Source organism: Amycolatopsis roodepoortensis, assembly GCF_024628825.1.
In the GTDB taxonomy this organism is placed as follows: domain Bacteria; phylum Actinomycetota; class Actinomycetes; order Mycobacteriales; family Pseudonocardiaceae; genus Amycolatopsis; species Amycolatopsis roodepoortensis.
This window is the reverse complement of the sequence record NZ_CP102415.1, coordinates 1466577-1490960: the sequence shown is the minus strand read 5'-3', so window position 1 is coordinate 1490960 and position 24384 is coordinate 1466577. Positions and strand designations below refer to the sequence as shown.

Genomic DNA, 24384 nt, shown 5'->3' with positions numbered 1-24384 from the left:
GGCCACGGCCGGGCCCCTTTCGAAAGGTGTAGGACCGCTTAACGTCGGTGTAGATCTTTTCACTTGTCCTGACGTGTCGCCCGAGGCAGCTTGAAGAGGTATCGAGCGGCCCGGCGAAAGGAACCAAGTGAGCATCGGCGCGCCGGGAACCCTGATCCGGATGGGCGTTCTCGCCCTGTTGTGGGGATCGGGATTCCTGTGGATCAAGCTCGCCCTGACCGGGTTGCCGCCCGTTCAGGTGACCGTCATCCGCTGCGCGCTCGGCGCGGCCGTCCTTCTCGTGCTGAGCCGCTGGACCGGGCAACGCCTCCCGCGCGGCCGCCGGATCTGGGGCAGGCTCCTCGTCGCCGCCTTCTTCTGCAACGCCTTGCCGTTCGCGTTGTTCAGCATCGGCGAACTGACCGTCGACTCCGGTGTCGCCGGGGTGATGAACGCGACGACCCCGCTGTGGTCGCTGCTGATCGGCATCGGGATCGGCACCGAACGCCGGATCACCGCGATCCGCGTCGGCGGCCTGGTCCTCGGTTTCGCCGGCATCCTGCTGATCTTCGCGCCCTGGCAGAAGAGCGGCCTGGTGGGCTGGGGGACGGTGGCCCTGCTCGGCGCCGGCATCAGTTACGCGATCGCTTTCGCTTACATGGGACGGAAACTCGTCGGCGAGGGCGGCCCGATCGCGATCTCCGCCGCCCAGCTGCTGACCGCCACCGGGCTGAGCGCGCTGGCGCTGCCGTTCGATGCCGCCCCGTCCGGGCCGCTGAACGTGACCGCGGTGGTCGCCGTCGTCGTCCTCGGGATCTTCGGCACCGGCGTCACCTTCTACCTCAACTACCGGCTCATCGCCGACGAGGGCGCGACCTCCGCGGCGACCGTCGGCTACCTGCTGCCGGTGGTCTCGGTCGCGCTGGGCGCGATCGTGCTCGGCGAGGAACTCGGCCCGCGGGTGCTCGCCGGGATGGCCGTGGTGCTGCTCGGAGTCGCCCTGACCCGCTACGTGAGGTCTTCGGAGAGCAGGTCCATCAGCAGTCCGTCGTGCCAGCCTTCGCCGTCGGTGTCGCGTTCGTAGCGGCGCATCACCCCGACCTCGCGGAAGCCGACGGCCTTGTAGCAGCGGATGGCGGCGTCGTTGTCCACGGCGGGATCGATCACCAGCCGATGGTGCCCGCGATCGTGCAGGAGATGCCGCGCCATCGTGCGGACGGTGTCCGTGCCCAGCCCGCGGCCGTGGGCCGCCGGGTCGAGGAAGAGGTCGACCGACGCGTGCCGGTACATCGGGTCCTCCTCTTCGCCGTACTGGACGAAGCCGCGGACGACGCCGCCTTCCAGGACCGTGAAGCAGGTCGTGGTGGGGTCGTCGAACGGCCAGGTGGGGGAGTCTTCGACCGAACCCCAGCGCGCCGCGACCTCGGCCGCGCCGCGGATCCGCCGCAGGTCCGGGACATGGGCCTCGGTGACCGGGGTCAGGGTCACGAACTCCCCGCGCAACTCGGTGGTCAGTTCCCCGCTCCGTCCGCTCGTCCGAATGGCGCCAGTCTAGGGAGAAACCGGCTGGGGCGCCGCCGGAACCGCAAGAACGCGGGGGCGTCGGCCGCCGGAATCCGGTATCAACGAAAGGGACGACGGAGGTGGGTCATGGGGAACCCGTTCGACGAAATGCGTCCGGTGGAGGAACTGGTCGACGGTGGGGCGACCACGGTGCGGGCGGCGGTGCTCCGCAAGGCGACCGAAGCGGTGGTCGCGAACGCCCGCGACGCGACCGATTGCCGGATGCTGCTGGAGATGCTGGGGCTGCATTCCGAACGGCCGGTCCGGACCGACGACGAAGCCGCCTGAGAGACGACCTCGTGAGTGGTAAGGACGGTTCTAACCGTCCTTACCACTCACGAGCCCAGGTGGGTCAGCGCCGCGGCAGTACGCAGAATTCGTTCTCTTCCGGGTCGGCCATGACCACCCAGGGGTCCGACTTGGCGTCTTCGAGGATCTTCGCGCCGAGTGACACGAGCCGGGCGACCTCCTCGCGCTGCTCGAGTTCGGTGGGCGCGATGTCGAGGTGCAGCCGGTTCTTGACCGACTTCTCCTCGGGGACCGGCTGGAAGAGCAGGCTCGGCACGTCGGGGCTCTTCAGCTCGACATAGGTCACCCCGTGACCGTCGGTCCACCGTTCGGTCTCGGGGTAGCCGAGCGCTTCCTTCCAGAACGCGGCCAGCGCTTCGGCCTCACGGCAGTCGACGGTGACGGCGAGCATCCGGGTTCGCATGGTTCCACGGTGGCACGGAACGGCGAGGTTTGCCGGATGCGCGGGCGGGCATCCGGCGGGGGAGCAGAGCCACTCGCCGAAGGGAGCACCATGAAGGCCGTCACCTGGCACGGGAAACGCGATGTCCGGGTGGACACCGTCCCGGATCCGAAACTGGCCGAACCGACCGACGCGATCGTGCGTATCACCTCGACCGGGATCTGCGGTTCCGATCTGCACCTCTACGAGGTCCTCGGCGCCTTCATCGACGAGGGCGACATCCTCGGGCACGAGCCCATGGGCGTCGTCGAAGAGGTCGGCTCCGGGGTGACGAACCTGAAACCCGGCGACCGGGTCGTTATCCCCTTCAACATCTCCTGCGGCCACTGCTTCATGTGCGATCGCGGCCTTCAGTCGCAGTGCGAGACCACGCAGGTCACCGATCGCGGCAAGGGCGCCGCGTTGCTCGGCTACACCAAGCTCTACGGCCAGGTCCCGGGCGGCCAGGCCGAATACCTGCGTGTCCCGCAGGCCCACTACGGCCCGATCAAGGTGCCGGACGGCCCGCCGGACGAGCGGTTCGTGTACCTCTCCGACGTCGTGCCCACGGCCTGGCAGGCCGTCGACTACGCCGCCATCCCCGAGGGCGGCACGGTCGTGGTGTTCGGGCTGGGCCCGATCGGCCAGTTCTGCTGCCGGATCGCGAAGCACCGGGGCGCCGGCAAGGTGATCGGTATCGATCTGGTGCCGGAACGGCTCGCGAAGGCCGCCGCGGCAGGCGTCGTCACCTACGACACGCGGGAGCACAAGTACCTCGGCGACGTCATCCGCGAGGCCACCGGCGGCCGCGGCGCGGATTCGGTGATCGACGCCGTCGGGATGGAGGCGCACGGCGCCCCGGTCGGGCGGCTGGCGCAGAATCTCGTCGCCCTCCTGCCCGATCCGATCGGCGCGAAGATCACCGAGAAGGCCGCGGTCGACCGGCTCAGCGTGCTGTACGCGGCCATCGACTGCGTGCGGCGCGGCGGGACGATCTCCCTGAGCGGCGTCTACGGCGGCATGGTCGACCCGCTGCCGATGATGGAACTGTTCGACAAGCAGATCACCCTGCGGATGGGGCAGGCCAACGTCCGGCGCTGGATCGACGACATCATGCCGCTGATCACCGACTCCGCCGACCCGCTCGGCGTCGAGGGTTTCGCGACGCACAAGCTCCCGCTGGCGGAGGCGCCGCACGCCTACGAGATCTTCCAGAAGAAACAGGACGGCGCGGTCAAGATCCTGCTGGAGCCGTCGGCGGCTTGAGGTGTCGGCACGCGGATGCCGGGTATCCGGTATGCGGATCCTGACGAAAGGAGCGATGGGATGACCACGGCACGAGAGATCATGACCGCGAACGCGACCTGCGTGTCCGCTTCCGAAACCGTGCTCGACGCGGCGAAGAAGATGGCCGCCGAGTCCGTGGGCGCGCTGCCGATCTGCGGTGAGGACGGCAAGCTCCAAGGCATGCTGACCGACCGCGACATCGTGGTGAAGGTGCTCGCCGAGGGCAAGGACCCGAGGGCGCTGCACGCCTCCGAACTGGCCCAGGGCGAGGCGGTGACGATCGGCGCGGACGACGACGCCGAGGAGATCATGCGCACCATGGCGAACCACAAGGTCCGGCGGCTGCCGGTGATCGACGGGCACAAGCTGGTCGGCATCGTGGCGCAGGCCGACGTGGCCAAGGCGCTGCCCAACCCGGACAGCGGCGAGCTGGTGGAAGCACTGTCCTACGACTGACCCGCCATACTCCTTCGGTGGCGTTCTTCGACATCGAAGGTTACGAACCCGTGTGGCTCTCCGGACTCCAGGCGATCCGGAGGGCGCACGGGGATCGTTTGCGTGCGCTCGTGGGCGAGCGGCTGCGGCACGCCCACCTCACCTGGTTCGTCGAATACGACGAGTGGCTCTCGGACGCGCCCGTCGTGGTCGACTTCGGCGCCGAGCGGCTGGAGATCACGCACTGGAAGTTCGACGAGCTTTCGCTGACCTGGAACACGATCGACCCGTACGGGAAGTCCTCATGGGATTGGGGTGATCCGGCCGAGCCGAGCCCGTTGCGATGGCGGCGGGACGTCTTCCCGGAACTGTCCGCTTTGGAGGGTCAGGTGCTCCAGGACGTCGAGCTGCTCGACTGCGCGACGCGAGACATGGCGAACGGCATGGTCGCGGTGGGCTTCGTCTTCCCGCGCGGCCGGTTCACCGTCTTCAACGCCTTGGACGAGAACGGGATCGAGTTCACCGAGCCGGATTCCTCTTACCGCAGGCATTCCCTGGCTGGCTGAAAACCGGGTGCGGCGGCCGTCGATCCTGGCGATACTTCCCGGCATGTCCCGGATCAAACTGGCCGAAGCGCTCGCGCTGCGCGCCGACGCGACCAAGAAGGTGGAGGCGCTGCGCTCCCGGATCGTCGACAACGCGCGGCACCAGGAGGGCGAGGAACCGTCGGAAGACGCGTCCGCCCTGCTCGTCGAAGCCGAAACCGCGCTGGACGAACTGGAGTCGCTGATCCGGCGGATCAACCGGACCAACGCCGCGACTCCGCTCGGGGAGGGCACGATCACCGACGCGATCGCGCGCCGCGACGTCCTCCGGCTCCGGCACGGCGTCCTCACCGCGGCCGCCGACGCCGCGGCGGGCCGCAACCAGGGCGGCTACGGCCGTCAGCTCCGGTCGGAGCTGCGGTACCTCTCCGCGCTCCCGGTCGCGGAGCTGCGGTCGCGCGCGGACCGGGTCGCGGGGGAGATCCGGACGGTCGACGTCGGGATCCAGCGCACCAACTGGGAGACCGACCTCCTGGACTGAACGTGGGAAGCAGGTAGCCCTCCGGGAAGCGGGCACAAGCCGAGGGCCGGCGGTACTCCGGCTCGCCTGGTACGTGGTGGGCAGCGTGGGGTTCGACTCCCCGATCACGACTCCGCCCAGCACCACGCACAGGTGACGGCGCAAGCGGCACAGTTCATCACCACGTGCCGGTCCCGGAAGGCGAGGGCGGGTACGGGGTCTTTCCACGCGCATTCCCGGTGACACAGTGGTGTTCCCGACACTGTTCACCTCGTCGGGGCATGGGCGGAGCTGATCGACTCTGTGCCAAGGTGAACAGCGGAACAACCCCCAAGAGCCCAGGTGGTGACCCCGGATGGCACTGAAGATCGGTTACAAGGCGTCGGCCGAGCAATTCGGCCCGCGCGACCTCGTCGAGTACTCCGTGCTCGCCGAGCAGGTCGGGCTGGACAGCGTGATGGTCAGCGACCATTTCCAGCCCTGGCGGCACCAGGGCGGGCACGCGCCGTTCTCCTTCGCGTGGATGGCGGCGGTCGGCGAGCGCACCGAGCGGGTCGTGCTCGGCACCAGCGTGCTGACGGCGACCTTCCGCTACAACCCGGCCGTGGTGGCACAGGCGTTCGGCACCCTCGGCAGCCTGTACCCGGGCCGGGTGCTGCTCGGCGTCGGCAGCGGTGAGGCCCTCAACGAGGTCGCGGTCGCCCGCATCGAGTGGCCGGCGTTCAAGGAGCGGTTCGCGCGGCTGCGCGAGGCGATCGAGCTGATGCGCAAGCTGTGGTCCGAGGAGCGCGTCACGTTCGAGGGCGAGTACTTCCAGACCACCGACGCCACCGTCTACGACCGCCCCGAGGGCGGCGTGCCGATCTACATCGCGGCCGGTGGCCCGGTGATGGCGAAGTACGTCGGCAAGCAGGGTGACGGCTTCATCTGCACCAGCGGAAAGGGGATGGAGCTCTACACCGAGAAGCTGCTGCCCGCGGTCGCGGAAGGCGCGGAGCAGGTGGGCCGGAGCACCGGCGACATCGACAAGATGATCGAGATCAAGCTGTCCTACGACCCGGATCCGGCGCAGGCGCTGGAGAACACCAGGTTCTGGGCGCCGTTGTCGCTGACGCCGGAGCAGAAGGCCGGTATCGAGGACCCGGCGGAGATGGAGAAGGCCGCGGACGCGCTGCCGATCGAACAGGTCGCCCGCCGCTGGATCGTCACTTCCGACCCGGCGGACGCCGTCGAGCAGATCAAGCCGTACGTCGAGGCGGGCTTCAACCACCTCGTCTTCCACGGTCCCGGCCACGACCAGGAGCAGTTCCTGCGCTCCTTCTCCGAGCAGGTCGTCCCGGGGCTCCGCGAACTCGGCTGACCCGGCGCGGATGGCGGCATCGCGCGGACGGTGCCGCCATGGGTCGGTCAGGACTCGGTGACGAGCTTGCCGATCTCCTGGTCGAAGTCGAACCATTCCGGCTCGGATCCGGCGGGCACGACGTCGTAGGTGCGGTCGAGGAATTCGGCCAGCTCCTGCGCCGGGGCTTCGAGGACCGCGCAGCCGTCGGGCGCGCTGAGCGCGAAGATCACGATCGAGGTGTCGTCGGCCGGGCTGATGATCACGTCGCCCTCACCCGATGGGGTGAGGAGGCCGTCCGCGAGGAGATCACGGCCGAACATCCAGCGCACCGTCCCGCCGCCCGAGTGGTAGGCCACCACGACGGCGTAGGGGTCTTCGGGGTCGTATTCGAGGTCGGCCCGCACGGGGAGCGGGTCCGCACCGAAAGTGCGCAGGCCGAAGACGATCGTCCCCCGGATGAGGTCGCTTTCCCTGTCCAATGCTTCAGCCCCTTACGTTCGGTTGCTGTTGATCTTCAGCTATGGATAACGCAATGTGAAGCCTTTTCGTGACCCGAGTTGACAAGGTTCACACGTTCGGCTGAGAGCTGGGTCTCACGTGCTCACGCACCGTCTTCGACGGGCACGTGCGGTGAGCAAGCGGAAAAGGCGATCAGCCGTGCAAAAGAAAGTGACTTCGCACGTGCATATTCCGATGAAGGAAATATGGGCAGCCATTTGGCGGAGTGAATCCGTATTGTTGGCGGTTTAACATCAGCACGCGTCGTTCAAATGTTTCCAGGAGACCGGCGTGGCTCCGTCCTGGACCTCGGCGAGCTTGGTCGTTGCGGATAGGGAGGAGCGGTAATGGGTGTACGAATCACCGTCGTCATTCCCCGGGTCGGCCTCACTCGGCGTGACGCGGGCTGTTGGCTCCGGGGCCGCGCCTGCCCTACCCCGCGTCCAGGGGCGTCGCCGTGATCGACCGGCTCCCGATGCGCGTCGGGCAGGCCGACATCGACCGGCTGGAGGGCGTCATCGCCGCGCTCCGGGCGCGCGACTACCGGGAGGGCGGCGGATCCTGTCGGGAGCTGCTGCGCGTGCTGGAGCCCTACGGTGCCGCGCTGCGGCGCGGGATGATGTCCGACCCGGTGGCCCGGCGGCTGGCCGGGGTGGTCGCGGATCTGCACAACCTGAAGGGCTGGACGGAATTCGACTCGGGCCGTCCCGTACGGGCGGAGCGGCACTTCCGCCGCGCGCTCGACCTCGCGGCGGAGGCGGGCGACGACGACCTCCTCGCCAACATCCGCTACCGGCTCGGCCGGATGTACCTGCATCACCGGTCGCCTTCGGAGGCGCTCGAACAATTCGGCCATGGACAGGTCGCGGCACGCCGCGCCGGACGGCCGCTGTCGCAGGCGATCCTGTCGGCGAACGAGGCATGGGCCTACGCGCTGCTCGGTGACGTCCGCCAGGCGCTCGACAAGATTTCCCTTGCCCCGGAACAATTCGCGGACTCGGTCGGCGACACCGTCCCGTCGTGGTCCGCCTTCTTCACGGCCACCGACCTGGCCGCGATGATCGGCACGGTGCGCACCGAACTCGCCAGGCTCGTCGACGTCCGCCACAGCCGGGAAGCCATTCCGGCGCTCTCCGAAGCCATCGACGGCTACGGGCCGGACATGATGCGCAGCCGGTCGCTGACGATGATCTGGCTCGCTGTCGACCACGCGCTGGAGGGTGATCTCGACCGGGCGGCGGAGGTCGGTCTCGCCGCGATGGACCTCGCGGACGGAATCCGTTCCGCGCGGACACGAGATCGTTTACGGCCACTGTCGGAAAGCGTGCGGAAGCGGATGGGCGATATTAACGCGCGAGATATCCTTGACCGGATCGCAACATTCCGCGCCAGTGCCTGAGCGCCGGAGAATGGGTGGAGGAATGACCGGATCAATTACGCCGGGCGTAGGCTCGCGGGTATGAAACGGACTTCGTTCGCGCAGTGGCCGTGTTCGATCGCGCGCACCATGGACCTGCTCGGCGACTGGTGGACGCCGCTGGTCCTGCGGGAGGCGTTCTACGGGATCCGCCGGTTCGACGAGTTCCAGCAGCAGCTCGGCATCGCGCGGAACACCCTCGCCGACCGGCTGCGCCGCCTGGTCGCGGAGGGGTTGCTGGAAAAGCGCGCCTACCAGGCCGACCCCGTCCGTTACGACTACGTGCTGACCGAGAAGGGCTCGGATTTCTACGGGGTGCTCGCCGCCATGTCGCGCTGGGGCGACCGCTGGCTCTCCGGGGACGACGGGCCGCCGATCACCCTCCACCACGAGACCTGCGGGCACGACACCCACGCGGAGGTCGTCTGCGCGCACTGCGCCCGGCCGCTCACCGCGGAGAACACCCGGGCGCGGATCGGCGCGGGCTATCCGCCGAAGCTCGCGAGCCGGCCCGACGTCGTACGGCGATTCGCCGCGCAGGAGGGTTTGACAACCTGAGTCCATCTACGCAACTATCGAGGTCACAGGCATGGGAGGGTGACCACGATGGAGTGGACGGGCGCCAAGTACGCCGACGGGCCGACGGTCGAGGTGCAGGCGTGGGTGGACGCCGTGCCCGAGCGGGTCTGGTCGATCGTGTCCGATGTGCGCCTGATGCCGGAAATGAGCGAGGAAGTCCAAGCGGTCGAGTGGTGCGACGGCGCGGAGGACGCGCCCGCGGTCGGCAGGCGGTTCGTCGGCCACAGCAAGCACGACGCGCTGGGCGAATGGGAGACGACGTCGTACGTCGTCGAATGCGAGGCGCCGCGTGTCTTCGCCTGGGCGGTGCAGGATCCCGAAACGCCGACCGCGCTGTGGCGGTTCACGCTGGAGCCCGAGAACGGCGGGACGAAGCTCCGGCAGTGGATGAGGATGGGGCCGGGACGGTCGGGTCTCTCGCTGGCCATCGACCGGATGCCGGACAAGGAGGAGAAGATCGTCTTCGTCCGGCTGCGCGAGTTCGAGACCGCGATGACCGGGACCCTCGCCGCGATCAAGGAGCGCGCCGAGGCGGACGGCACCTGATGCGGACGGCGACCACGGTCGAGGCGTCCCGCGGCTGGCGGGAGACGCTGGATTTCGTGCTGGAGGCCGAAAAGCTCGGTCTCGGCGAATGCTGGGTCGCCGAGGCGTGGGGTTCGGACGCGCCGTCCGTGCTCGGCTATCTCGCGGCGCGGACCGAGCGGATCCGGCTCGGCTCGGGCATCATCCAGCTCGGCACCCGGACCCCGGTGGCGATCGCGCAGACCGCGCTGACCCTCTCGGAGCTCTCCGGCGGCCGGTTCGTCCTCGGGCTCGGCGCGTCGGGGCCACAGGTGATCGAGGGGCTCCACGGGGTTCCGTTCGCCCGGCCGCTGACGCGGATGCGGGAAACGGTCGCGATCATCCGTCAGGCGTTCGCAGGGGAGAAGATCTCGTTCTCCGGCAAGGAATTCGAGATCCCGCTGCCGGGCGAGAGCAGGCCGATGCGGCTGTCGACCGCGCCGAATCCGGACATCCCGATTCATCTGGCCACGCTCTCGCCGAAGCTGCTGGAGCTGACCGGCGAGATTGCGGACGGCTGGCTGGGCACCAGTTTCGTCCCCGAGGGGGCGCAGGCCTATTTCTCGCATCTCGACGCCGGCCTGGCGAAAGCGGGCCGATCGCGGGCGGACCTCGAAGTCTGCCAAGGTGCCGAGGTCGCCTTCGCCGCGGACGAGGACGAGCTGCGCGGGATGGTCGCGGGCCGCAAGGCCGAACTCGCGTTCAGCCTCGGCGGGATGGGTTCGGCGAAGACGAACTTCTACAACAACGCCTACAGCAGGCAAGGCTGGGCCGAGGCGGCCGCGGCGGTGCGGGAACGCTGGCAGGCGGGCGACCGGGAGGGCGCCGCCGCACTGGTGACCGACGAGATGGTGCTCGGCACGACGCTGATCGGCACCGAACCGATGGTCGCCGAACGGCTGCGCGTCTGGCGGGACGCCGGGGTCGACACGGTCCGGCTGTACCCGGCGGGCGAGACGGTCGCCGACCGGCTCGCCACCCTCGGACGCGCGCTGGACCTGGTCCGCGCGCTGGGCTGAATGCCCGTGCCGGCTGAGGTGACCGGCCGAGCGCGGCGGGTCCCGCCTGCTCCAAGCGGGTAGAACTTGTTTCACTTTCGCCTTCGGCTGGAGAACATGACCTCGCTCGATCCCCACGCGAGGAGGATTCATGGGTCCCGATTCCGGTCTGTCCCGGCGCCAGGTCCTGCTCGGCACCGGGCTCGCGCTCGCTTCGGGACTGCCGCTGGGCGGGACGGCTTCGGCCGCCGCGGCAGCCTCAGTGGTGCTCGGCGAGTACGACGTCGTCGTGGTCGGGGCGGGCGCGGCCGGGATGACCGCCGCGCTGACGGCGGCGAAACGCGGGCTCAGCTGCGTGGTGCTGGAGAAGGCGGCGAAGTTCGGTGGTTCGGCCGCCCGGTCCGGGGCGGGGATCTGGATTCCGTGCAACTCGGTGCTGGCCGAGGCCGGCGTCCGCGACACACCGGAAGAGGCCGCACGGTACTTGGCCGCCGTGGTCGGCCCGTCGATCCCCGCCTCGCGACAGCGGGCCTTCCTCGCCAACGGACCGGCGATGCTGTCGTTCGTGATGGCCAACAGCCCGCTGCGGTTCCGCTGGATGGAGGGCTACAGCGACTACTACCCGGAACTGCCCGGCGGGATGCCCGGCGGCCGCTCGATCGAACCCGACCAGCTCGACGGGAACATCCTCGGTGCCGAACTGGCCAATCTGAACCCGCCCTACCTCGCCACGCCCGCGGGGATGGTCGTCTTCAGCGCCGACTACAAATGGCTCGCGCTGGCCGCGGTCAACCCGAAGGGCGCCGCGGTGGCGGCCGCCTGCCTGGCGCGCGGCACGGCCGCCGCCCTCGCCGGACAGAAACCGCTCACCATGGGCCAGTCGCTGGCCGCGGGACTGCGGGCCGGATTGCAGCGCGCCGGTGTCCCGGTCTGGCTGAACACGCCGCTGACCGATCTGGTCATCGAGAACGGGAAGGTCACCGGCGTGGCCGTCTCGGCGGGCGTGGTGAAAGCCCGGCGCGGCGTCATCGTCGGTTCCGGCGGGTTCGAACACAACGCCGCCATGCGGGCGGAATACCAACGCCAGCCCATCGGTACACAATGGACTGTCGGGGCCCGGTCGAACACCGGGGACGGGATCCTGGCGGGAAAGCGGGCCGGAGCGGCACTGGACCTGATGGACGACGCCTGGTGGGGGCCGGCGATCCCGCTCCCCGGCGAGCCGTACTTCTGCCTCGCCGAGCGGACCCTGCCCGGCGGGCTGATGGTGGACGCGGCGGGCAAGCGGTTCGTCAACGAAGCGGCGCCCTACAGCGACGTCGTGCACACGATGTACGACCGGAACCCGACGTCGCCCACCATTCCCGCGTGGCTGGTCGTCGATCAGCACTATCGCAACCGGTATCTCTTTCGCGACGTCGCGCCGCTGTTGCCGTTTCCCGGCGAGTGGTATTCGTCGGGAGCGGTCAAGAAGGCGTGGACCGTGGAGTCGCTGGGCAGCGCGATCGGCGTCCCGCCGCAGGCGTTGCGTGCCACGGTCACGCGGTTCAACGGGCAGGCACTGTCCGGTGTGGACAGTGATTTCCGACGGGGCGCCAGCGCTTACGACCACTACTACACCGATCCGTATGTCCTGCCGAACTCGTGCCTCGCGCCGCTCTGGGAGCCGCCCTTCTACGCCTTCAAGATCGTCCCGGGCGACCTCGGCACCAAGGGCGGGATGCGCACCGACGCGCGGGCGCGGGTCCTGCGGGCGGACGGCTCGGTGATCCCGGGCCTGTACGCCGCCGGGAACGCCAGCGCGGCGGTGATGGGCAACAGTTACGCGGGGGCGGGGTCGACGATCGGCCCGGCGATGACCTTCGGGTACGTGGCGGCGAACGATCTCGCGGATCAGCCGGGCTGATTCTTCATTCGTCTTCGAGTGGCTTATGGGGTCGAAGTTGTGACGGGACGAAGGGAACGCCGTCCAAGGTCGAGTCGGTGAACCTGATGTCGCCGCTGAACGTCGCTCCGTCGAACGTGGTGTAGCTGCTGAAGGTCACCTGATTGAACCAGGCGTCCCCCGCGAATGCGGCTTCGGTGAAGTAGGATCGATGCGCGAACGTCACGCCGGGAAGGTACGCGTCTTCGAAGAATGTGGCGTCATCGAAGGTCGCGCTGTCGGAGAAGGTGGCTTTGCTGAACACCACGCTCCCGGTGAACGTCGTGTTCGTGAACCGGGCCTCGCGCAGGAACGTCGCGGAGCGAAACGTGGCGGTCCCTTTGAAGGTGGCCGCGTCGAATCTGGCCATGGCTTCGAAGTTCGCTTGATCGAAGCGGACGTTGCCGGTGAACCGCGCTTCCGAGAACCAGGAGTCGCCGGTGAACGTGACGCCGTCGAATCTGGTCTCTCCATCGAAGTGGATGCCCATGAGCAAGGTGTCACCGCAGAACCGGGCGTTCGAGAAGCGAGCGTTGTTGAGACGGCAGTCGCGGAGCATGACATCGATCAGCAGCGCGCCGCTGAGATCCAGGTCGATGTCCGGCCAGAACCGTTTCCCGTCCTGGTAATTCGGGTCGAGGTGGTCGGCAAGGATGCGCTGGGCGGTCGTTCGCACTTCGCGTTCTTGGATCTCGCTGCGGTATTCGTCGTGGATCTCCTTCTCGGCACTGGGATCGGGTGGCTTGCCGGGTAGTTCGTAAGGCATGCGCAGATAGGCGCTGATCACGTTGACGATCGTCTGGCGTTGTGACGGGTTGTCCTGTGCCAGGCGATCGAGGGCGTACAGCCCAGCGAGCCGAACGGGTGCTTTGTCCGCTCCTAGTTGCTCGACCGCTTTGAGGTAGAGGTCGCTGATCCGCCGCTCGGCGGCATCGTGGCGAGCGTCGTCATTGGCCTGCTCTCGTAGCTGGAGGTCATGACGTTTGGTAATGAGGTCCTGCTCCGCGGTCTGCTGGCGTCGAGCGGCCAAGAGCAACGCGATGGCGCCGCCCGCTCCGAGCACGATCGTGCCGACGGTGCGCACGCCCTCCAACCGGGCCTTGTCGGCATCTGTTCCTTTTCCGTAGAGAAAGAACAGCACCCAGCAAGCGGCGACGGCGAAGAGCAGGAGAAGGCCGGCGCAGAGGGCGATGGTGCGATTCGACAGGGTTCGATGTGTCCCCTCGGAGGTGGCGATAGGTCGGGTTCGCGACGTCTCCGGAGAGTGGGAATCATCGACCATCGGACCATGATCGCAGCGCCGGGCCGGTTTCGAATCTGGCGAATACGTGACAAGCCTTGACGTGCTCAGCCTGGCTGAGCCGCGAGGGCACGGCCGGCGAGCTTGAGCCGTGAAACGGCGATGACGAGCATGAAAGCGGCGAGCGCGGCGACGGTCCGGACGACGTTGAAGGTCTCCCACTGATCGAGGATCGCCGCGTGGTCGGCCGGTGCGGAAGTGACCGCCCAGACCTTGATCCGGCCGTTGATGGGCACGTTCCCGAAGCGGGTGACCAGAAACGAGATCACGACCAGCGCCGCGGCCACGCCGGCCAGCTGTCGTGCCCGGCCTCGGCTCAGGAAGGCGAGCGCGAGGGAACTGATCGCCGCGAGGCCCATCGCGGTCTGCATGACGACGCCGTTCCGCTGCATCAGCGCGGAGTGGAAGGTCAGCCGCACGTCGAGCGGGACGACGTCGAACGTGGCGGCGACGTTGACCATGCCGTAGCCGAACGCCCCCGCGAGCAGTCCCGTCGACAGAAGGGCGACGCCGGTTACGAACCCTATCTTTGACATGCTGTCAAACATAGTGACCTGGGTTAAGGTTGACAACATGTCTGAGGTAGCCGAGGGGCGGCAGCGGCGACGGCGGACCGATGCCGACCGCAGTGTCGCTTCGATCCTCGCCGCGGCCAGGGAACTTCTCGGTACGCAAGCCCACGCGAGCGTCGAGGACATCGCGAGAGCGGCCGGGGTGAGCAGGCAGACCGTCTACGCGCACTTCAAGACCCGCGAGGCGCTTCTGAGCGCGGTGATCGACGCGGTGTCCGAGGAGGCCGCGAGCGAGATGGCCGCCGCGCGGCTCGACGAGGGGCCCGCGGCCGACGCCATGCTGCGCCTGCTCGACGTCGGCTGGCGGATGTTCCGGCGCTACCCGCGGCTGCCCGCCGGCGCCGCCGAAGAGAACGACCCCGAAGCCGACCGGGAACGTCATTCGGCGGTGTCCGATCATCTGGACCGGCTGCTCACCCGGGGCAAGGAGTCGGGCGAGTTCGACCGGCGGCTCGCGAATCCTTGGCTCGTCAGCGCGATCGTGGCGCTCGGCCACGCCGCCGGACAGGCGGTGGACGCGAAGCAGCTGACCCTCGACGACGGCGTCGACACGCTCGCCGAGAGTGTGCTGCGGCTCTGTGGTGCCGCTCGGCGGGACTGACGGACACGGAACGCCCCGAAGCGCTCACGGCCGGTTCCGCACCCGTTAAGGTGGGGCGTTCGCGTGGCATCAAGGGCTGGGGGGTCCGCCATGATCATCAAACGTGCCTATCACCACGGGGATCTTCGTCGTGCGCTCGTCCTCGCCGCACGGGAGCTCCTCGTCGAACGAGGTCCGGAGGGAGTGAGTCTGCGCGCAGCGGTCGCGAAGGTGGGTGCGTCCACCGCGGCGCCGTACCGGCATTTCCGCGACAAGGACGCGCTGCTGGTGGCGGTCGCGCTGGAGGGACACGCCGAAGTGCAAGACCGCCTGCGTGACTGCGGCGCCGGGACGGTGACCGCGCTCGGCCGGTCCTACCTCGGCTTCGCACTGGAACATCCCGCGCTGTACCGCCTGATGGCGGGCGCCGGCATCGGGGACCGGGCCGCGTATCCGGAACTTGCCGAGGCCCACCGGGCGACCTGTGCGCTGCTGGCCGACCGGGTGGGGGAGCGGAACGATCCGGGCGGTTTCGCCGTCACGCTCTGGTGCCTGCTCCACGGGCTGGCGACGCTCGTGATCGACGGTCACGTCGAGCGGGAAGCCGCGGTCGCGGAAGTGGAGCGCAGCCTCGGGCTGCTGGTCGGGTAAGGACCGGTGGATGCGTCCGTGTGTGGATTTTGGTGCGTTGGATGACCAGAAACCCACACAGTGCCCCTTGTGACGTGAGGTGTGTGGGAATAGGGACGTTGAACGTCTCTATTCCCACACACCCCTCACTCGCAGTAACACTTGTCTGCCCGCGGGTCACGTCTAGTAGTCATAAGGGTGAGGGGTGGGCTCTCCGCGATCGATCGCGTGTGCCACGAAGCTTCGAACCAACCCCGTTCAGCAGGGGACGGCGGCCACCTTTGCCGCGCCCCACCCTCGATTCAGCCGATGGACGGAATGAAGGTCGGCAGCCGCCGGACCTTCGTGTCCTGCTCGAAGGCGTAAGCGATCGCCAGCAGCGACGGTTCACTGAACCGCCCGCCCATGATCGACAACCCCAGCGGCAACGGCCCGGCGTACGCCATCGGCACGGTCATGTTGGCGTAGCCCGACACGGCCGCCGGTCCGGACGAATCGATCAGCAGCGCGCCGTCGCCGACACCGAGCTGCGTCTTCCACGCGGCGTTGTTCGTCGGCGCCACGATCGCGTCCAGCTTCTCCCCGCGCAGCGTCTCGTCGAGGCCCCGCCGGGCGGCGCTCGTCGCGGCTTCCCGCATCGCGCGGTACGCCGGATCGTTGAGATCGCCGGTGGTCGCCTGCGACCGGTCCCACAGGTTGTGCGTCCAGTACGGCATTTCGATCGCCGCGTTGTCCAGGTTGTACTGGATCAGCCCGGCCAGGTCGGCGGGGTGCTTGCCGCCGGTGGATGCGAGGTAGGCGTTGATGTCGTGCTTGAACTCGGTCCGGATCGCGGGGAACTCGTTGGCCGCGATGACGTCCAGATAGGGGATGGTGATCTCGACCGTGGTCGCGCCGAGCTTCCGGAGCCTGGTCAGCGCCTGGTCGAACGCCGCCTTCGTCGTCTCGTCCGGCGTGTAGACCTCGCGCCAGACGCCGATCCGCTTTCCGCGCAAAGCGTTGGGGCGCAGGAATCTCGTGTAGTCGTCGAGTGACTGGCGGGCGGCGTCGACGGTGATCGGGTCACGCCGGTCCGCCCCGTTCAGTGCCGCGAGCAGGATCGCGGCGTCGACCACGTTGCGCGCCATCGGGCCCGCCGTGTCCTGCTGTTTCGACACCGGCACGATCCCGCTGCGGCTGACGAGCCCGAGGCTCGGCTTGACCCCGACGATGCCGTTGGCGCCGGACGGGCAGCTGATCGAACCGTCCGTTTCGGTCCCCACGGCGACGGTCGCCAGATGCGCGGCGACGGCCACCCCCGAACCGGACGACGAACCGCACGGGTTGCGGTCGAGGACGTAGGGGTTGGCGGTCTGCCCGGCGAGCGGGCTCCAGCCGTTCGACGAGCTGGTGGAGCGGTAACTCGACCACTCCGAAAGGTTGGCCTTGCCGAGGATGACCGCGCCGGCCTCACGCAGGTTTTCGACCACCCCGGCGTCGCGGTAGGGGCGGGATTCCAGCAGCGCCGTCGAGCCCGCCGTGGTCGGCTGCCGGTCCGCGGTGTCGATGTTGTCCTTGAGCAGCACCGGGATCCCGTCCATGGGACCCTTCGTCCGGTGCCGGTGACGCCGCAGGTCACTCTCCGCGGCGAGCCGCAGCGCATCCGGGTTCGTGGTGAGCACCGCGTGCAGCGTCGGGTTCAGCTTGCGGATCCGCTGCAGGTAGAAGGCGGTCAGCTGGACCGAGGACAGCCGCCCGGAGCGCATCGCCCGCTGCAGGTCGGGGATCGTCGCCCGCTCCAGGTCGATCCCGGCCACCACGGGGCGGCCGGCGGCTCCCGTGGCCGACGCCGGGACGGCCGTGGTGGCCGACGCGGCCGACACCATGACGAGAAACGCGGCGACGGCCACACCCCGCCTTTTCCAGGAATGTCTTCTCAAGGAATTCCCTCCTTGTCCGAAAGAATTCCTGAACAGTACGTGCGCGGCCGAGGTTCGGAACCGCCGTGGAAAACGGGGAAACGGTGATTTGATCGACGCGGCGACGCCGGTCCGGTAGGCGATCGGTCACGCAAACGGCCTGTAGATCCCGGATTCGGCACTGTACGGCGCCGGTCGCGGACGCACGGTGAGGCGATATTCGTGATTCCGTCGGAAATATTCCGCCTGATTTCGGCTCGGCCTCCGGTTTCGCGTTGATCGGGTTTTGTTCGCGGTTCGCCGATCATCCGGCCCGGTTCCGCCGTGCGCATTCGGCGAGCGCGGTGCCGAAGGAGCGCGCGGTGCTCGTCAGCCCGGCCACCGCCGAAACCGGGTCGCGGCGGGCGGGCAGGACGGCGGCGAGTGCCGCGCCGACCCGGCCGTCCGGGGTCCTGATGCCCACGGCCGCGCAGCAGAGCCCCGCCGTGATCGTCTCCGATTCGGTCGCGTAGCCGGCCTCGCGGATCTCCAGCGCGTCCGTGTCCGGTTCGGCGAGCGCCGGGTGATGGGCGGCCAGGAGCCGTCCGGCGGCGGTTCCCGGCGGAAGCGCGCGGCCCGGCCAGGCGGGGACGTCGTCGGCGGGCAGGACGGCGCCCGCGGCGACCAGCGCGCGACCCTCCCTCGGGACCACGAGCACCAGGCTCGCGCGCATCCGCGCCGACAACGACGGCAGCCGTTCCTTGGCCAGGTCCCGGAGTTCGGGCTGCCAGAACCGCCCGAGGCGGAACACGCGCGACCCGATCCGGTAACCGCGGCCCGCCCGTTCGACCGCGCCCAGGTCGGCCAGCTGGTCCAGGAGCCGGTGCACGGTGGTCTTCGGCAGACCGGTGGCCCGCACGAGCTGGGTCAGCCCGGCCTGCCCGCCGTGTTCGTCGAGTGCTTCGAGCAACGCGAACGCGCCTTCGAGCACGCCGCGTCCGCCGATGGTTTCCCGCATCGCCGCCCTTTCCCGGAAACAGGTCACACCGGAGAAGTAAAGTGCGCCTGCGGCGGGGCGGGATACGAACTTCCGGGCAGCCGATGGGGCGGGGTTCCGCTGAACGGTCCAGCGGCAGACGTGACCGACACCGCCCCGGAAACCCCCGTGCCGGGTCCTGCCTCCCGGCGCGTTCCTGGCATGCTGGCAAGGTTCGCGCGAACGACACAGCTCCAGGGGGACGTCGACAATGGAGGAGATCCGCCGCCTCGCCGACCGGTTCGATCTCATCGAGCCCGTCGGCGGTGGCTCCATGGGCACCGTGTGGCGGGCGCGCGACGAGAACCTGGAGCGCACGGTCGCGATCAAGGAACTCCTTCTGCCGCACGGAGCCGGTGAGCAGAAGGCCGACGAGGCGAAGAACCGCGCACTGCGCGAGGCACGGATCGCCGCGCGGCTGGTGCATCCGCACGCCATCACCGTCTTCGGCGTGATCGACGAGCAGGACCGCCCGTGGATCATCATGGAGTACCTGCCCTCGACCAGTCTCGCGGACAAACTGCGCGAAGGGCCGATGGAGGTCGACGACGTCATCCGTCTCGGCATCCAGCTGTGCTCGGCGCTGGCGGCCGCGCACCGGGCGGGCATCGTCCACCGCGACATCAAGCCCGGCAACGTCCTGCTCGGCGAGGACGACACCGTCAAGATCACCGACTTCGGGATCTCGCGGGCGATGGGCGACGTCCAGCTCACCGCGACCGGCGAGATCTCCGGGACGCCGGCGTTCCTGGCGCCGGAGGTGGCCCGAGGCGAGGACGCCACGTCCGCCTCCGACGTGTTCTCGCTCGGCGCGACGCTGTACACCGCTCTCGAAGGCGGCACGCCCTACGGCACGGCCGAGAACCCGATCGCGTTGCTGTACCGCGCGTCGAGCGGCGAGATCACCCCGCCGGTCAAGTCGGGGATCCTGACGCCGCTGCTGAACCGGCTCCTCGACGTCCGGCCGGACAGCAGGCCGACGATGGCCGAGACCGAGCGTGAGTTGCGGGCGCTCGCGGCGGGGGAGCCGACGACACTCGTCGCCGAGGAGCCGCCGCCGAAGGCGCGCAAGGGGATGCTGGTCGGCGTGATCGCCGTGTTCCTCGTGCTCGCGGCGGCCGCCGCCGCGGCCGTGGTCGTGGTGCTCAACCGCGACGAGGACACCCCGTCCGGCCAGGCGCCGCCGCCGGCCTCCCAGTCGCAGCCCGCCGTCCCGACCTCGTCGGAGCCGGTCGCGCCGCCGCCTTCGCCGTCTTCCGCGCCGCCCTCGACACCGTCTTCGTCGTCCTCGGCCGCCCCGCCTCCGGCACAGACGCCGGGACAGGCGCTCGCGGCGTATTACACGCTCATCCCGGGGAACCTCGAGGCCGGGTTCGCGACGCTGAGCGACAACTTCAAGCAGACCAGGAACCAGAGCTTCGAGAGGTATTCGAACTACTGGAAGCAGTTCAGCGCGGTGACCGTGTCGAACGTGACCGAATCCGGCAACACGGTGACGGCGACACTCACCTACGTGCGTGCCTCCGGCGGGACCACGACCGGCAGGGAGACCTTCGTCCTGGTCCAGAAGGACGGCCGGTACCTCATCGACTCCCAGCGGGCAGGCTGAGTTTCCCGGCGAGGCGCTGAAGCCAGGCCTCGACCTCGTCGGGGGAGCGGTCCGGGAGACCGAAGATCGTTTCGGTGACCCCGGCGGCCTCCAGCCTGGCCAGGTTCGCCGGATCGGGGCGGACGCCGAGCGCCGAGATCTCCGGCTCACCGGAGCGGCCCGCCTCGCGCCAGATCTCGCGGAGCCGCCGGGCTTTGTCCTCGATGTCGGTGTCGCCCGGCGTGGTGAGCCAGCCGTCGGCCGATTTCGCGATCCAGCGGAACGTCTTCTCCGTCGCGCCCGCGCCGACGATCACCGGGATATGGGCTTGGGCCGGTTTCGGCCACGCCCAGCTGGCGCCGAACGAGACGAACTCGCCCGCGTACGAGGCTTCGTCCTGCGTCCAGAGCGCGCGCATCGCCTCCAGATATTCGCGCAGGACCGTTCGCCGTTTGCCGCCGGGAACGCCGTGATCGGCCAGTTCGTCGACGTTCCAGCCGAAGCCGACGCCGAGGGTGACCCGCCCGGCCGAAAGGTGATCGAGGCTGGCGATCGTCTTCGCCAGCGTGATCGGATCGCTCTCGACCGGAAGGGCCACCGCCGTCGCGAGCCGGATCCGGGAGGTCACCGAGGCCGCGGTCGCCAGCGCGACCCACGGGTCCAGCGTCCGCAGGTAGCGGTCGTCGGGCAGCGAGGAGTCGCCGGTCCGCGGATGCGGAGCCTCCCGTTTGACCGGGATATGCGTGTGTTCCGGCACGTGGAAGGTGTCGAAGCCCGCCGCTTCGGCCGCCCGGGCGGCCGCCGCCGGACTGATCCCCCGGTCACTGGTGAACAGCACTATCCCGTGTCTCACAGCCGCTCACGTTATTAGAACGTGTTTCAGTTCGCAACCGTGGCATGCAGCGTGACGGGCAAGGCGTTCAGTCGCCAGGTGCCGGGGTCCGGGATCCGCAGCAGGCCGTCGGCGAGAGCGAGATCGGGGAATCTGCGCAGCAGCGCGGTGAGTGCGACCTCGACCTGAACCCTGGCCAAGGAAGCGCCGAGACAGAAGTGCGGCCCGTGTGCGAAGGCGAGATGCCACGCCGGTCCCGCCGCGCGCCGGATGTCGAAGACGTCCGGGTCCCCGAAGGCCCGCGGGTCCCGGTTCGCCGCCGCGATCGCGACGGTAACAGGTTCTCCTTCGGGGATGAGGACGTCGCCGATCCGGACGTCCGTGGTCGCGAACCGGGGGATCGTCAGCAGCTGAGGGCTCTGCCAGCGCATCACCTCCTCGACCGCGCCGGGCATGAGCGCCGGGTTCTCGCGAAGCTGGGCCAGCTGCTCGGGGTGGGTGAGCAGGATTTCGACGGCGTTGGCGATGAGGTTGCCGGGCACCTGGCCGCCCAGTACGAGTTGCCAGACCAGGGCGACCAATTCGGTTTCGCTGAGCCTGTCACCGTCTTCGGCCTGGATCCGGAGCAGTTGCGAGACGACGTCCTCGCCCGCGTCCTGTTTCCGGTCCGCGATGGCGGCGAGCGCGCCCTCGACGATCCCGGGGACCGCTTTCGCGAGCCCCGCGCCGTCGCCCGCCGAGACCAGTGCGCCGTATTCGCGCCATCGCGGGCGGTCGGCCGCGGGAATGCCGACCAGTGCGCAGATCACGTCGACCGGGAGTGGCCGCGCGAAGGCGGTGACGAGGTCGATCCGGTCTTCCCCGGCGAGCTCGTCGAGGAGGTCGTCCACGAGCCGCTCGATCCCCGGGCGGAGCGCGGCGGCCTTGCGCGGGGTGAACGCGGGGGCGACGAGCCGCCGGAGCCGGAGGTGTTCGGGCCCCTCGACCTCCTGCATCGTCCGCATGTACGGGCGGCAGTGGTCGGGGATGTCCATGTGCTGATAGCTGTTCGCGCTCAAGGCGAATCGCGGGTCGCTCAGCATCTTCCGCGCCTCTTCGTGGCGCAGCACCGCCCACATGGAGAACCCGGGGGCGCTGAGCTTGGCGATCGGGGAGCGCTCGCGGGCCGGTCCGTAGGCGGTGAACGGGTCGCGCAGGACCTCGGGGTCGGTCAGGAGGATCTCGGGAACTTCGGACAAAGCGGCTCTCCCAGTTCGGATGGTCAAATCAGATGTTCTCATCATCTGAATGGTCAAGGTATCTTGATCCGGGTCCGAGGGCAACGTGCCGGCAGACGGGAGGCCGATGGTCCGGCTGAGCAGGGCGGAGACGCAGGAGCGCAATCGCGCGAAGGTGCTGTCCGCCGCGCGCGACGAGTTCGCGGAGCAGGGCTTCCGGGACGCCAAGATCGACGTCATCGCCGAGCGGGCCGAACTCACCCGCGGCGCGGTCTACTCGAACTTCCCGGGAAAACGCGCGCTGTACTTCGCCGTCCTGGCCGAATTGGCCGAGCGGTCCGCGGGCGCGCCGCACGCGGCGCCCGGTGAGACGCTCGAGGACGCGCTGGGCGCTCTGGCCAGGGTGAGAGTGGCCGCGTTTCCCCTGAACGACGATCAGGCGGGCCTCGCGCGAGACCTGATGCCGGAGGTGCTCGCGGACGAGCGCGTCCGGCGGCCGTTCGCTCAGCTGGTGAAGCTCAACGGCCTGCTGCTGGGGATCGCGCTGGAACGGCTCGACCCGCCGGTGCGGCCGCCGGGGTCGCCGATCCCGCGCCGGGTCCGGCTCGCGGAGACCGTGCTGACCACGCTGCACGGCGCCGGCCAGCTGGCGGCCGCCGCGCCGGGCCTCGTCGAACCGTTCGACGTCGTGAGCGCCTGCGAACGGCTGGCGGGGCTGGCCTTCAACGACTGGTGGGCGCCGCCGGTGATCGTGCCCGCGGCGCAGGCGGCCGACCGGCCGTGGTCACCGCCAGGAGCCGTGGACCTCGTGCGCGGGGAATCCTTCGTACCCGCCGAGGGCGTGGTCGTCGTCCTGGGCACGCATCGGCTGGGCGCCGCGGAAGAGGCCGTCCGGGCGCACGACGGTGATGTCACCGTCGTCGTCGTGACCAGTGAGCCCGCCGAGCTGGTGCCGTTGACCCGGCTGACCGTCGCGGAGGTGTGCGGCGGTCTGCGGCAGGCCTTCCCGGAGCCGTCTTGGCCGCGCCTGCGCGTGGTGTGCGACGTGACCGGGACACTGGCGGCGGCCGCGGGGGTGCTCGCGGTCAGCGACGAGACCGAGGCCGCGATCCGGGTCGACCGGGGCCGCGTCGTCGCCACGGCGGACGGGCGCGGCGCGGGACACGCCGTCTCGGGCGAAGTGTCCCGTGTGGACAGCGCCTAGACCGTGTCCGTGTGTCGGATCCGGTACACCTGCAGGCGAAGCCCGTAGTACTTGTCGGTTTCCCCGACCCAGACCATCCCGAGCCGTTTCGCGGTCGCGATGGCGCGGGTGTTGTTCGGCCGCGCGACGGCGAAGAGTTCGTCCGTGTCCTGGGTGAACGCCCAGCCGATCAGCGCGCGGGCGGCCTCGGAGGCGTATCCCTCGCCCCAGGCATCCGGATGCAGCTGCCAGCTGATCTCCAGGTCCTCTTCGTACGGTGGCAGCAGGTGGATGCCCAGCCCGCCGACGACCACGCCGTCCTCCTTGCGCTGCACCGCCCATCTGCCGCGCGGCGGCACGAGATTCGGCTGCGCCTGTTGCCAGGCCTGCAGAACCGAACGCATGGCCGCGGCGTCGGTCACGCGGTCCATCGCCGGGGTGAGCCAGCGGGTCACGTCGGTGGTGCCGTAGATCGCCAGCGCGGCTTCGGCGTCGTCCTCGGACCACTCACGGACGACGAGCCTTTCGGTGGTCAAGTCCATAACAGAACGTTACGCGCCCCGGCGCGGCCGTGGGGTGTCCGGATCATGACAACTCGGCAACCCGGCGTACCTTGGCGTCATGCGCGCCGACGCCTCGACGACCCCCGAACAGGCCTGCCCGATCGCCCCGGTGGTCGACCTCGTCTTCAGCCGCTGGACCACGCCGATCCTGTGGGCGCTCAACGAATTCGGCAGGCAGCGGTTCGTCGAACTCGAGCGGCGGATCGGTTCGATCACGCCGAAGGTGCTGACGCAACGGTTGCGGCAGCTGGAACGCGACGGCCTGCTCACCCGGACCTATCACGCCGAGGTGCCGCCGCGGGTCGAGTACGAGATCAGCGACCTCGGCCGGAGCCTGGCGCCGCTTTTCGCGACCCTCGCGGACTGGTCGACCGAGAACCTGCCGAAGGTGGAAGAGGCCCGGTCGGCCTACGACTCCGCTTCCTGAGCCGCCGCCGGTGTTCCCAATGCCTCAGTTGAGACGCTGAGCGCCTCAACTGAGGCATTGGGAACACTGGCTCCCTTGCCACCTCAGTGAATCCTTCACCTCGCCCGGCATGAAGGTTGCGAAAGCCACTTTCGCAACCTTCAACGTTGCGAAAGTGGCTTTCGCAACGTCGGCCGTGGCCGGGCCCGGCACCGCCTG

At 69.2% G+C, this 24384-nt stretch carries 27 protein-coding genes; 17 read left to right on the top strand and 10 right to left on the bottom strand.

Going from position 1 to position 24384, the window contains the following annotated elements; all coding sequences use genetic code 11:
• Positions 1 to 127: 127 nt before the first annotated feature.
• The gene (locus NQK81_RS07100) at positions 128 to 1063 is read left to right on the top strand and encodes a DMT family transporter (protein ID WP_257487577.1); all 936 of its coding nucleotides are present in this window, start codon (positions 128 to 130) and stop codon (positions 1061 to 1063) included.
• On the opposite strand, the gene NQK81_RS07095 is transcribed toward NQK81_RS07100, so the two are convergent.
• A complete protein-coding gene (locus NQK81_RS07095) occupies positions 988 to 1494 on the bottom strand; it encodes a GNAT family N-acetyltransferase (protein ID WP_371878889.1) in 507 nt (168 codons plus the stop codon). The genes NQK81_RS07100 and NQK81_RS07095 overlap by 76 nt on opposite strands.
• Before the next feature lie 135 nt (positions 1495 to 1629).
• Between NQK81_RS07095 and NQK81_RS07090 the strand changes: the two genes are divergently transcribed.
• A complete protein-coding gene (locus NQK81_RS07090) occupies positions 1630 to 1830 on the top strand; it encodes a hypothetical protein (protein WP_126730720.1) in 201 nt (66 codons plus the stop codon).
• Between the two features lie 64 nt (positions 1831 to 1894).
• On the opposite strand, the gene NQK81_RS07085 is transcribed toward NQK81_RS07090, so the two are convergent.
• On the bottom strand, positions 1895 to 2254 hold the full coding sequence (locus NQK81_RS07085) for a VOC family protein (protein WP_257487575.1): 360 nt from the start codon (positions 2252 to 2254) through the stop codon (positions 1895 to 1897).
• 90 nt (positions 2255 to 2344) lie between these two features.
• Between NQK81_RS07085 and NQK81_RS07080 the strand changes: the two genes are divergently transcribed.
• From NQK81_RS07080 to fgd, 5 genes are all read left to right on the top strand, one after another.
• On the top strand, positions 2345 to 3538 hold the full coding sequence (locus tag NQK81_RS07080; RefSeq protein WP_257487574.1) for a zinc-dependent alcohol dehydrogenase: 1194 nt from the start codon (positions 2345 to 2347) through the stop codon (positions 3536 to 3538).
• Between the two features lie 60 nt (positions 3539 to 3598).
• Complete coding sequence (locus NQK81_RS07075) at positions 3599 to 4015, top strand: CBS domain-containing protein (RefSeq protein WP_126730726.1); 417 nt, start codon at positions 3599 to 3601, stop codon at positions 4013 to 4015.
• A gap of 17 nt (positions 4016 to 4032) precedes the next feature.
• Complete coding sequence (locus NQK81_RS07070) at positions 4033 to 4560, top strand: hypothetical protein (RefSeq protein WP_257487573.1); 528 nt, start codon at positions 4033 to 4035, stop codon at positions 4558 to 4560.
• Positions 4561 to 4603: 43 nt separating this feature from the next.
• Positions 4604 to 5080 (top strand): DIP1984 family protein, encoded by a 477-nt coding sequence (locus tag NQK81_RS07065; protein ID WP_257487572.1) that lies wholly within the window; start codon positions 4604 to 4606, stop codon positions 5078 to 5080.
• 334 nt (positions 5081 to 5414) lie between these two features.
• Complete coding sequence (gene fgd, locus NQK81_RS07060; protein WP_257487571.1) at positions 5415 to 6419, top strand: glucose-6-phosphate dehydrogenase (coenzyme-F420); 1005 nt, start codon at positions 5415 to 5417, stop codon at positions 6417 to 6419.
• Positions 6420 to 6466: 47 nt separating this feature from the next.
• On the opposite strand, the gene NQK81_RS07055 is transcribed toward fgd, so the two are convergent.
• Entirely contained in the window at positions 6467 to 6880 is a 414-nt protein-coding gene (locus NQK81_RS07055) for an SsgA family sporulation/cell division regulator (protein ID WP_034319553.1), read from the bottom strand.
• A gap of 494 nt (positions 6881 to 7374) precedes the next feature.
• Between NQK81_RS07055 and NQK81_RS07050 the strand changes: the two genes are divergently transcribed.
• The 5 genes from NQK81_RS07050 (at position 7375) to kstD (ending at position 12363) form a co-directional block, all read left to right on the top strand.
• Positions 7375 to 8298, top strand: a complete 924-nt coding sequence (locus tag NQK81_RS07050; RefSeq protein WP_257489710.1) for an NsdA family TPR-like regulatory protein — start codon at positions 7375 to 7377, stop codon at positions 8296 to 8298.
• Positions 8299 to 8358: 60 nt separating this feature from the next.
• On the top strand, positions 8359 to 8874 hold the full coding sequence (locus tag NQK81_RS07045; protein WP_126730733.1) for a winged helix-turn-helix transcriptional regulator: 516 nt from the start codon (positions 8359 to 8361) through the stop codon (positions 8872 to 8874).
• Between the two features lie 48 nt (positions 8875 to 8922).
• The gene (locus tag NQK81_RS07040; protein WP_257487570.1) at positions 8923 to 9441 is read left to right on the top strand and encodes an SRPBCC family protein; all 519 of its coding nucleotides are present in this window, start codon (positions 8923 to 8925) and stop codon (positions 9439 to 9441) included.
• On the top strand, positions 9441 to 10478 hold the full coding sequence (locus NQK81_RS07035) for an LLM class flavin-dependent oxidoreductase (protein ID WP_257487569.1): 1038 nt from the start codon (positions 9441 to 9443) through the stop codon (positions 10476 to 10478). The genes NQK81_RS07040 and NQK81_RS07035 overlap by 1 nt, the downstream gene beginning before the upstream one ends.
• Before the next feature lie 130 nt (positions 10479 to 10608).
• Complete coding sequence (gene kstD, locus NQK81_RS07030; protein WP_257487568.1) at positions 10609 to 12363, top strand: 3-oxosteroid 1-dehydrogenase; 1755 nt, start codon at positions 10609 to 10611, stop codon at positions 12361 to 12363.
• Between the two features lie 4 nt (positions 12364 to 12367).
• Here kstD and NQK81_RS07025 read toward each other — a convergent pair whose 3' ends face one another.
• Together NQK81_RS07025 and NQK81_RS07020 are read right to left on the bottom strand one after the other, a co-directional pair.
• Positions 12368 to 13663: a pentapeptide repeat-containing protein gene (locus tag NQK81_RS07025; RefSeq protein WP_257487567.1), complete on the bottom strand. Its 1296-nt coding sequence runs from the start codon at positions 13661 to 13663 to the stop codon at positions 12368 to 12370.
• 65 nt (positions 13664 to 13728) lie between these two features.
• Positions 13729 to 14217, bottom strand: a complete 489-nt coding sequence (locus tag NQK81_RS07020; protein ID WP_257487566.1) for an anthrone oxygenase family protein — start codon at positions 14215 to 14217, stop codon at positions 13729 to 13731.
• A 37-nt stretch (positions 14218 to 14254) separates the two neighbouring features.
• Here NQK81_RS07020 and NQK81_RS07015 point away from each other — a divergent pair, with 37 nt between their 5' ends.
• On the top strand, positions 14255 to 14854 hold the full coding sequence (locus NQK81_RS07015) for a TetR/AcrR family transcriptional regulator (protein WP_257487565.1): 600 nt from the start codon (positions 14255 to 14257) through the stop codon (positions 14852 to 14854).
• A 90-nt stretch (positions 14855 to 14944) separates the two neighbouring features.
• On the top strand, positions 14945 to 15484 hold the full coding sequence (locus NQK81_RS07010) for a TetR/AcrR family transcriptional regulator (protein WP_257487564.1): 540 nt from the start codon (positions 14945 to 14947) through the stop codon (positions 15482 to 15484).
• A gap of 281 nt (positions 15485 to 15765) precedes the next feature.
• Here the strand turns inward: NQK81_RS07010 and NQK81_RS07005 are convergent, their stop codons facing one another.
• Positions 15766 to 17328 (bottom strand): amidase, encoded by a 1563-nt coding sequence (locus NQK81_RS07005; RefSeq protein ID WP_257489709.1) that lies wholly within the window; start codon positions 17326 to 17328, stop codon positions 15766 to 15768.
• A 337-nt stretch (positions 17329 to 17665) separates the two neighbouring features.
• Positions 17666 to 18358 (bottom strand): IclR family transcriptional regulator, encoded by a 693-nt coding sequence (locus tag NQK81_RS07000; RefSeq protein ID WP_257487563.1) that lies wholly within the window; start codon positions 18356 to 18358, stop codon positions 17666 to 17668.
• A 229-nt stretch (positions 18359 to 18587) separates the two neighbouring features.
• Here NQK81_RS07000 and NQK81_RS06995 point away from each other — a divergent pair, with 229 nt between their 5' ends.
• Positions 18588 to 19985, top strand: coding sequence for a serine/threonine-protein kinase (locus NQK81_RS06995; protein ID WP_257487562.1), 1398 nt, complete (start codon positions 18588 to 18590; stop codon positions 19983 to 19985).
• On the opposite strand, the gene NQK81_RS06990 is transcribed toward NQK81_RS06995, so the two are convergent.
• Entirely contained in the window at positions 19960 to 20817 is an 858-nt protein-coding gene (locus NQK81_RS06990; protein ID WP_257487561.1) for an LLM class F420-dependent oxidoreductase, read from the bottom strand. The genes NQK81_RS06995 and NQK81_RS06990 overlap by 26 nt on opposite strands.
• 26 nt (positions 20818 to 20843) lie before the next feature.
• Positions 20844 to 22034: a cytochrome P450 family protein gene (locus NQK81_RS06985; protein WP_257487560.1), complete on the bottom strand. Its 1191-nt coding sequence runs from the start codon at positions 22032 to 22034 to the stop codon at positions 20844 to 20846.
• A 106-nt stretch (positions 22035 to 22140) separates the two neighbouring features.
• On the opposite strand from NQK81_RS06985, the gene NQK81_RS06980 reads away from it, so the two are divergent.
• The gene (locus NQK81_RS06980; RefSeq protein ID WP_257487559.1) at positions 22141 to 23217 is read left to right on the top strand and encodes a TetR/AcrR family transcriptional regulator; all 1077 of its coding nucleotides are present in this window, start codon (positions 22141 to 22143) and stop codon (positions 23215 to 23217) included.
• On the opposite strand, the gene NQK81_RS06975 is transcribed toward NQK81_RS06980, so the two are convergent.
• Complete coding sequence (locus tag NQK81_RS06975; RefSeq protein WP_192745067.1) at positions 23214 to 23738, bottom strand: GNAT family N-acetyltransferase; 525 nt, start codon at positions 23736 to 23738, stop codon at positions 23214 to 23216. The two genes, NQK81_RS06980 and NQK81_RS06975, sit on opposite strands and share 4 nt — an antisense overlap.
• Before the next feature lie 79 nt (positions 23739 to 23817).
• Between NQK81_RS06975 and NQK81_RS06970 the strand changes: the two genes are divergently transcribed.
• A complete protein-coding gene (locus NQK81_RS06970; RefSeq protein ID WP_125674622.1) occupies positions 23818 to 24186 on the top strand; it encodes a winged helix-turn-helix transcriptional regulator in 369 nt (122 codons plus the stop codon).
• The last annotated feature ends 198 nt before the right edge of the window (positions 24187 to 24384 follow it).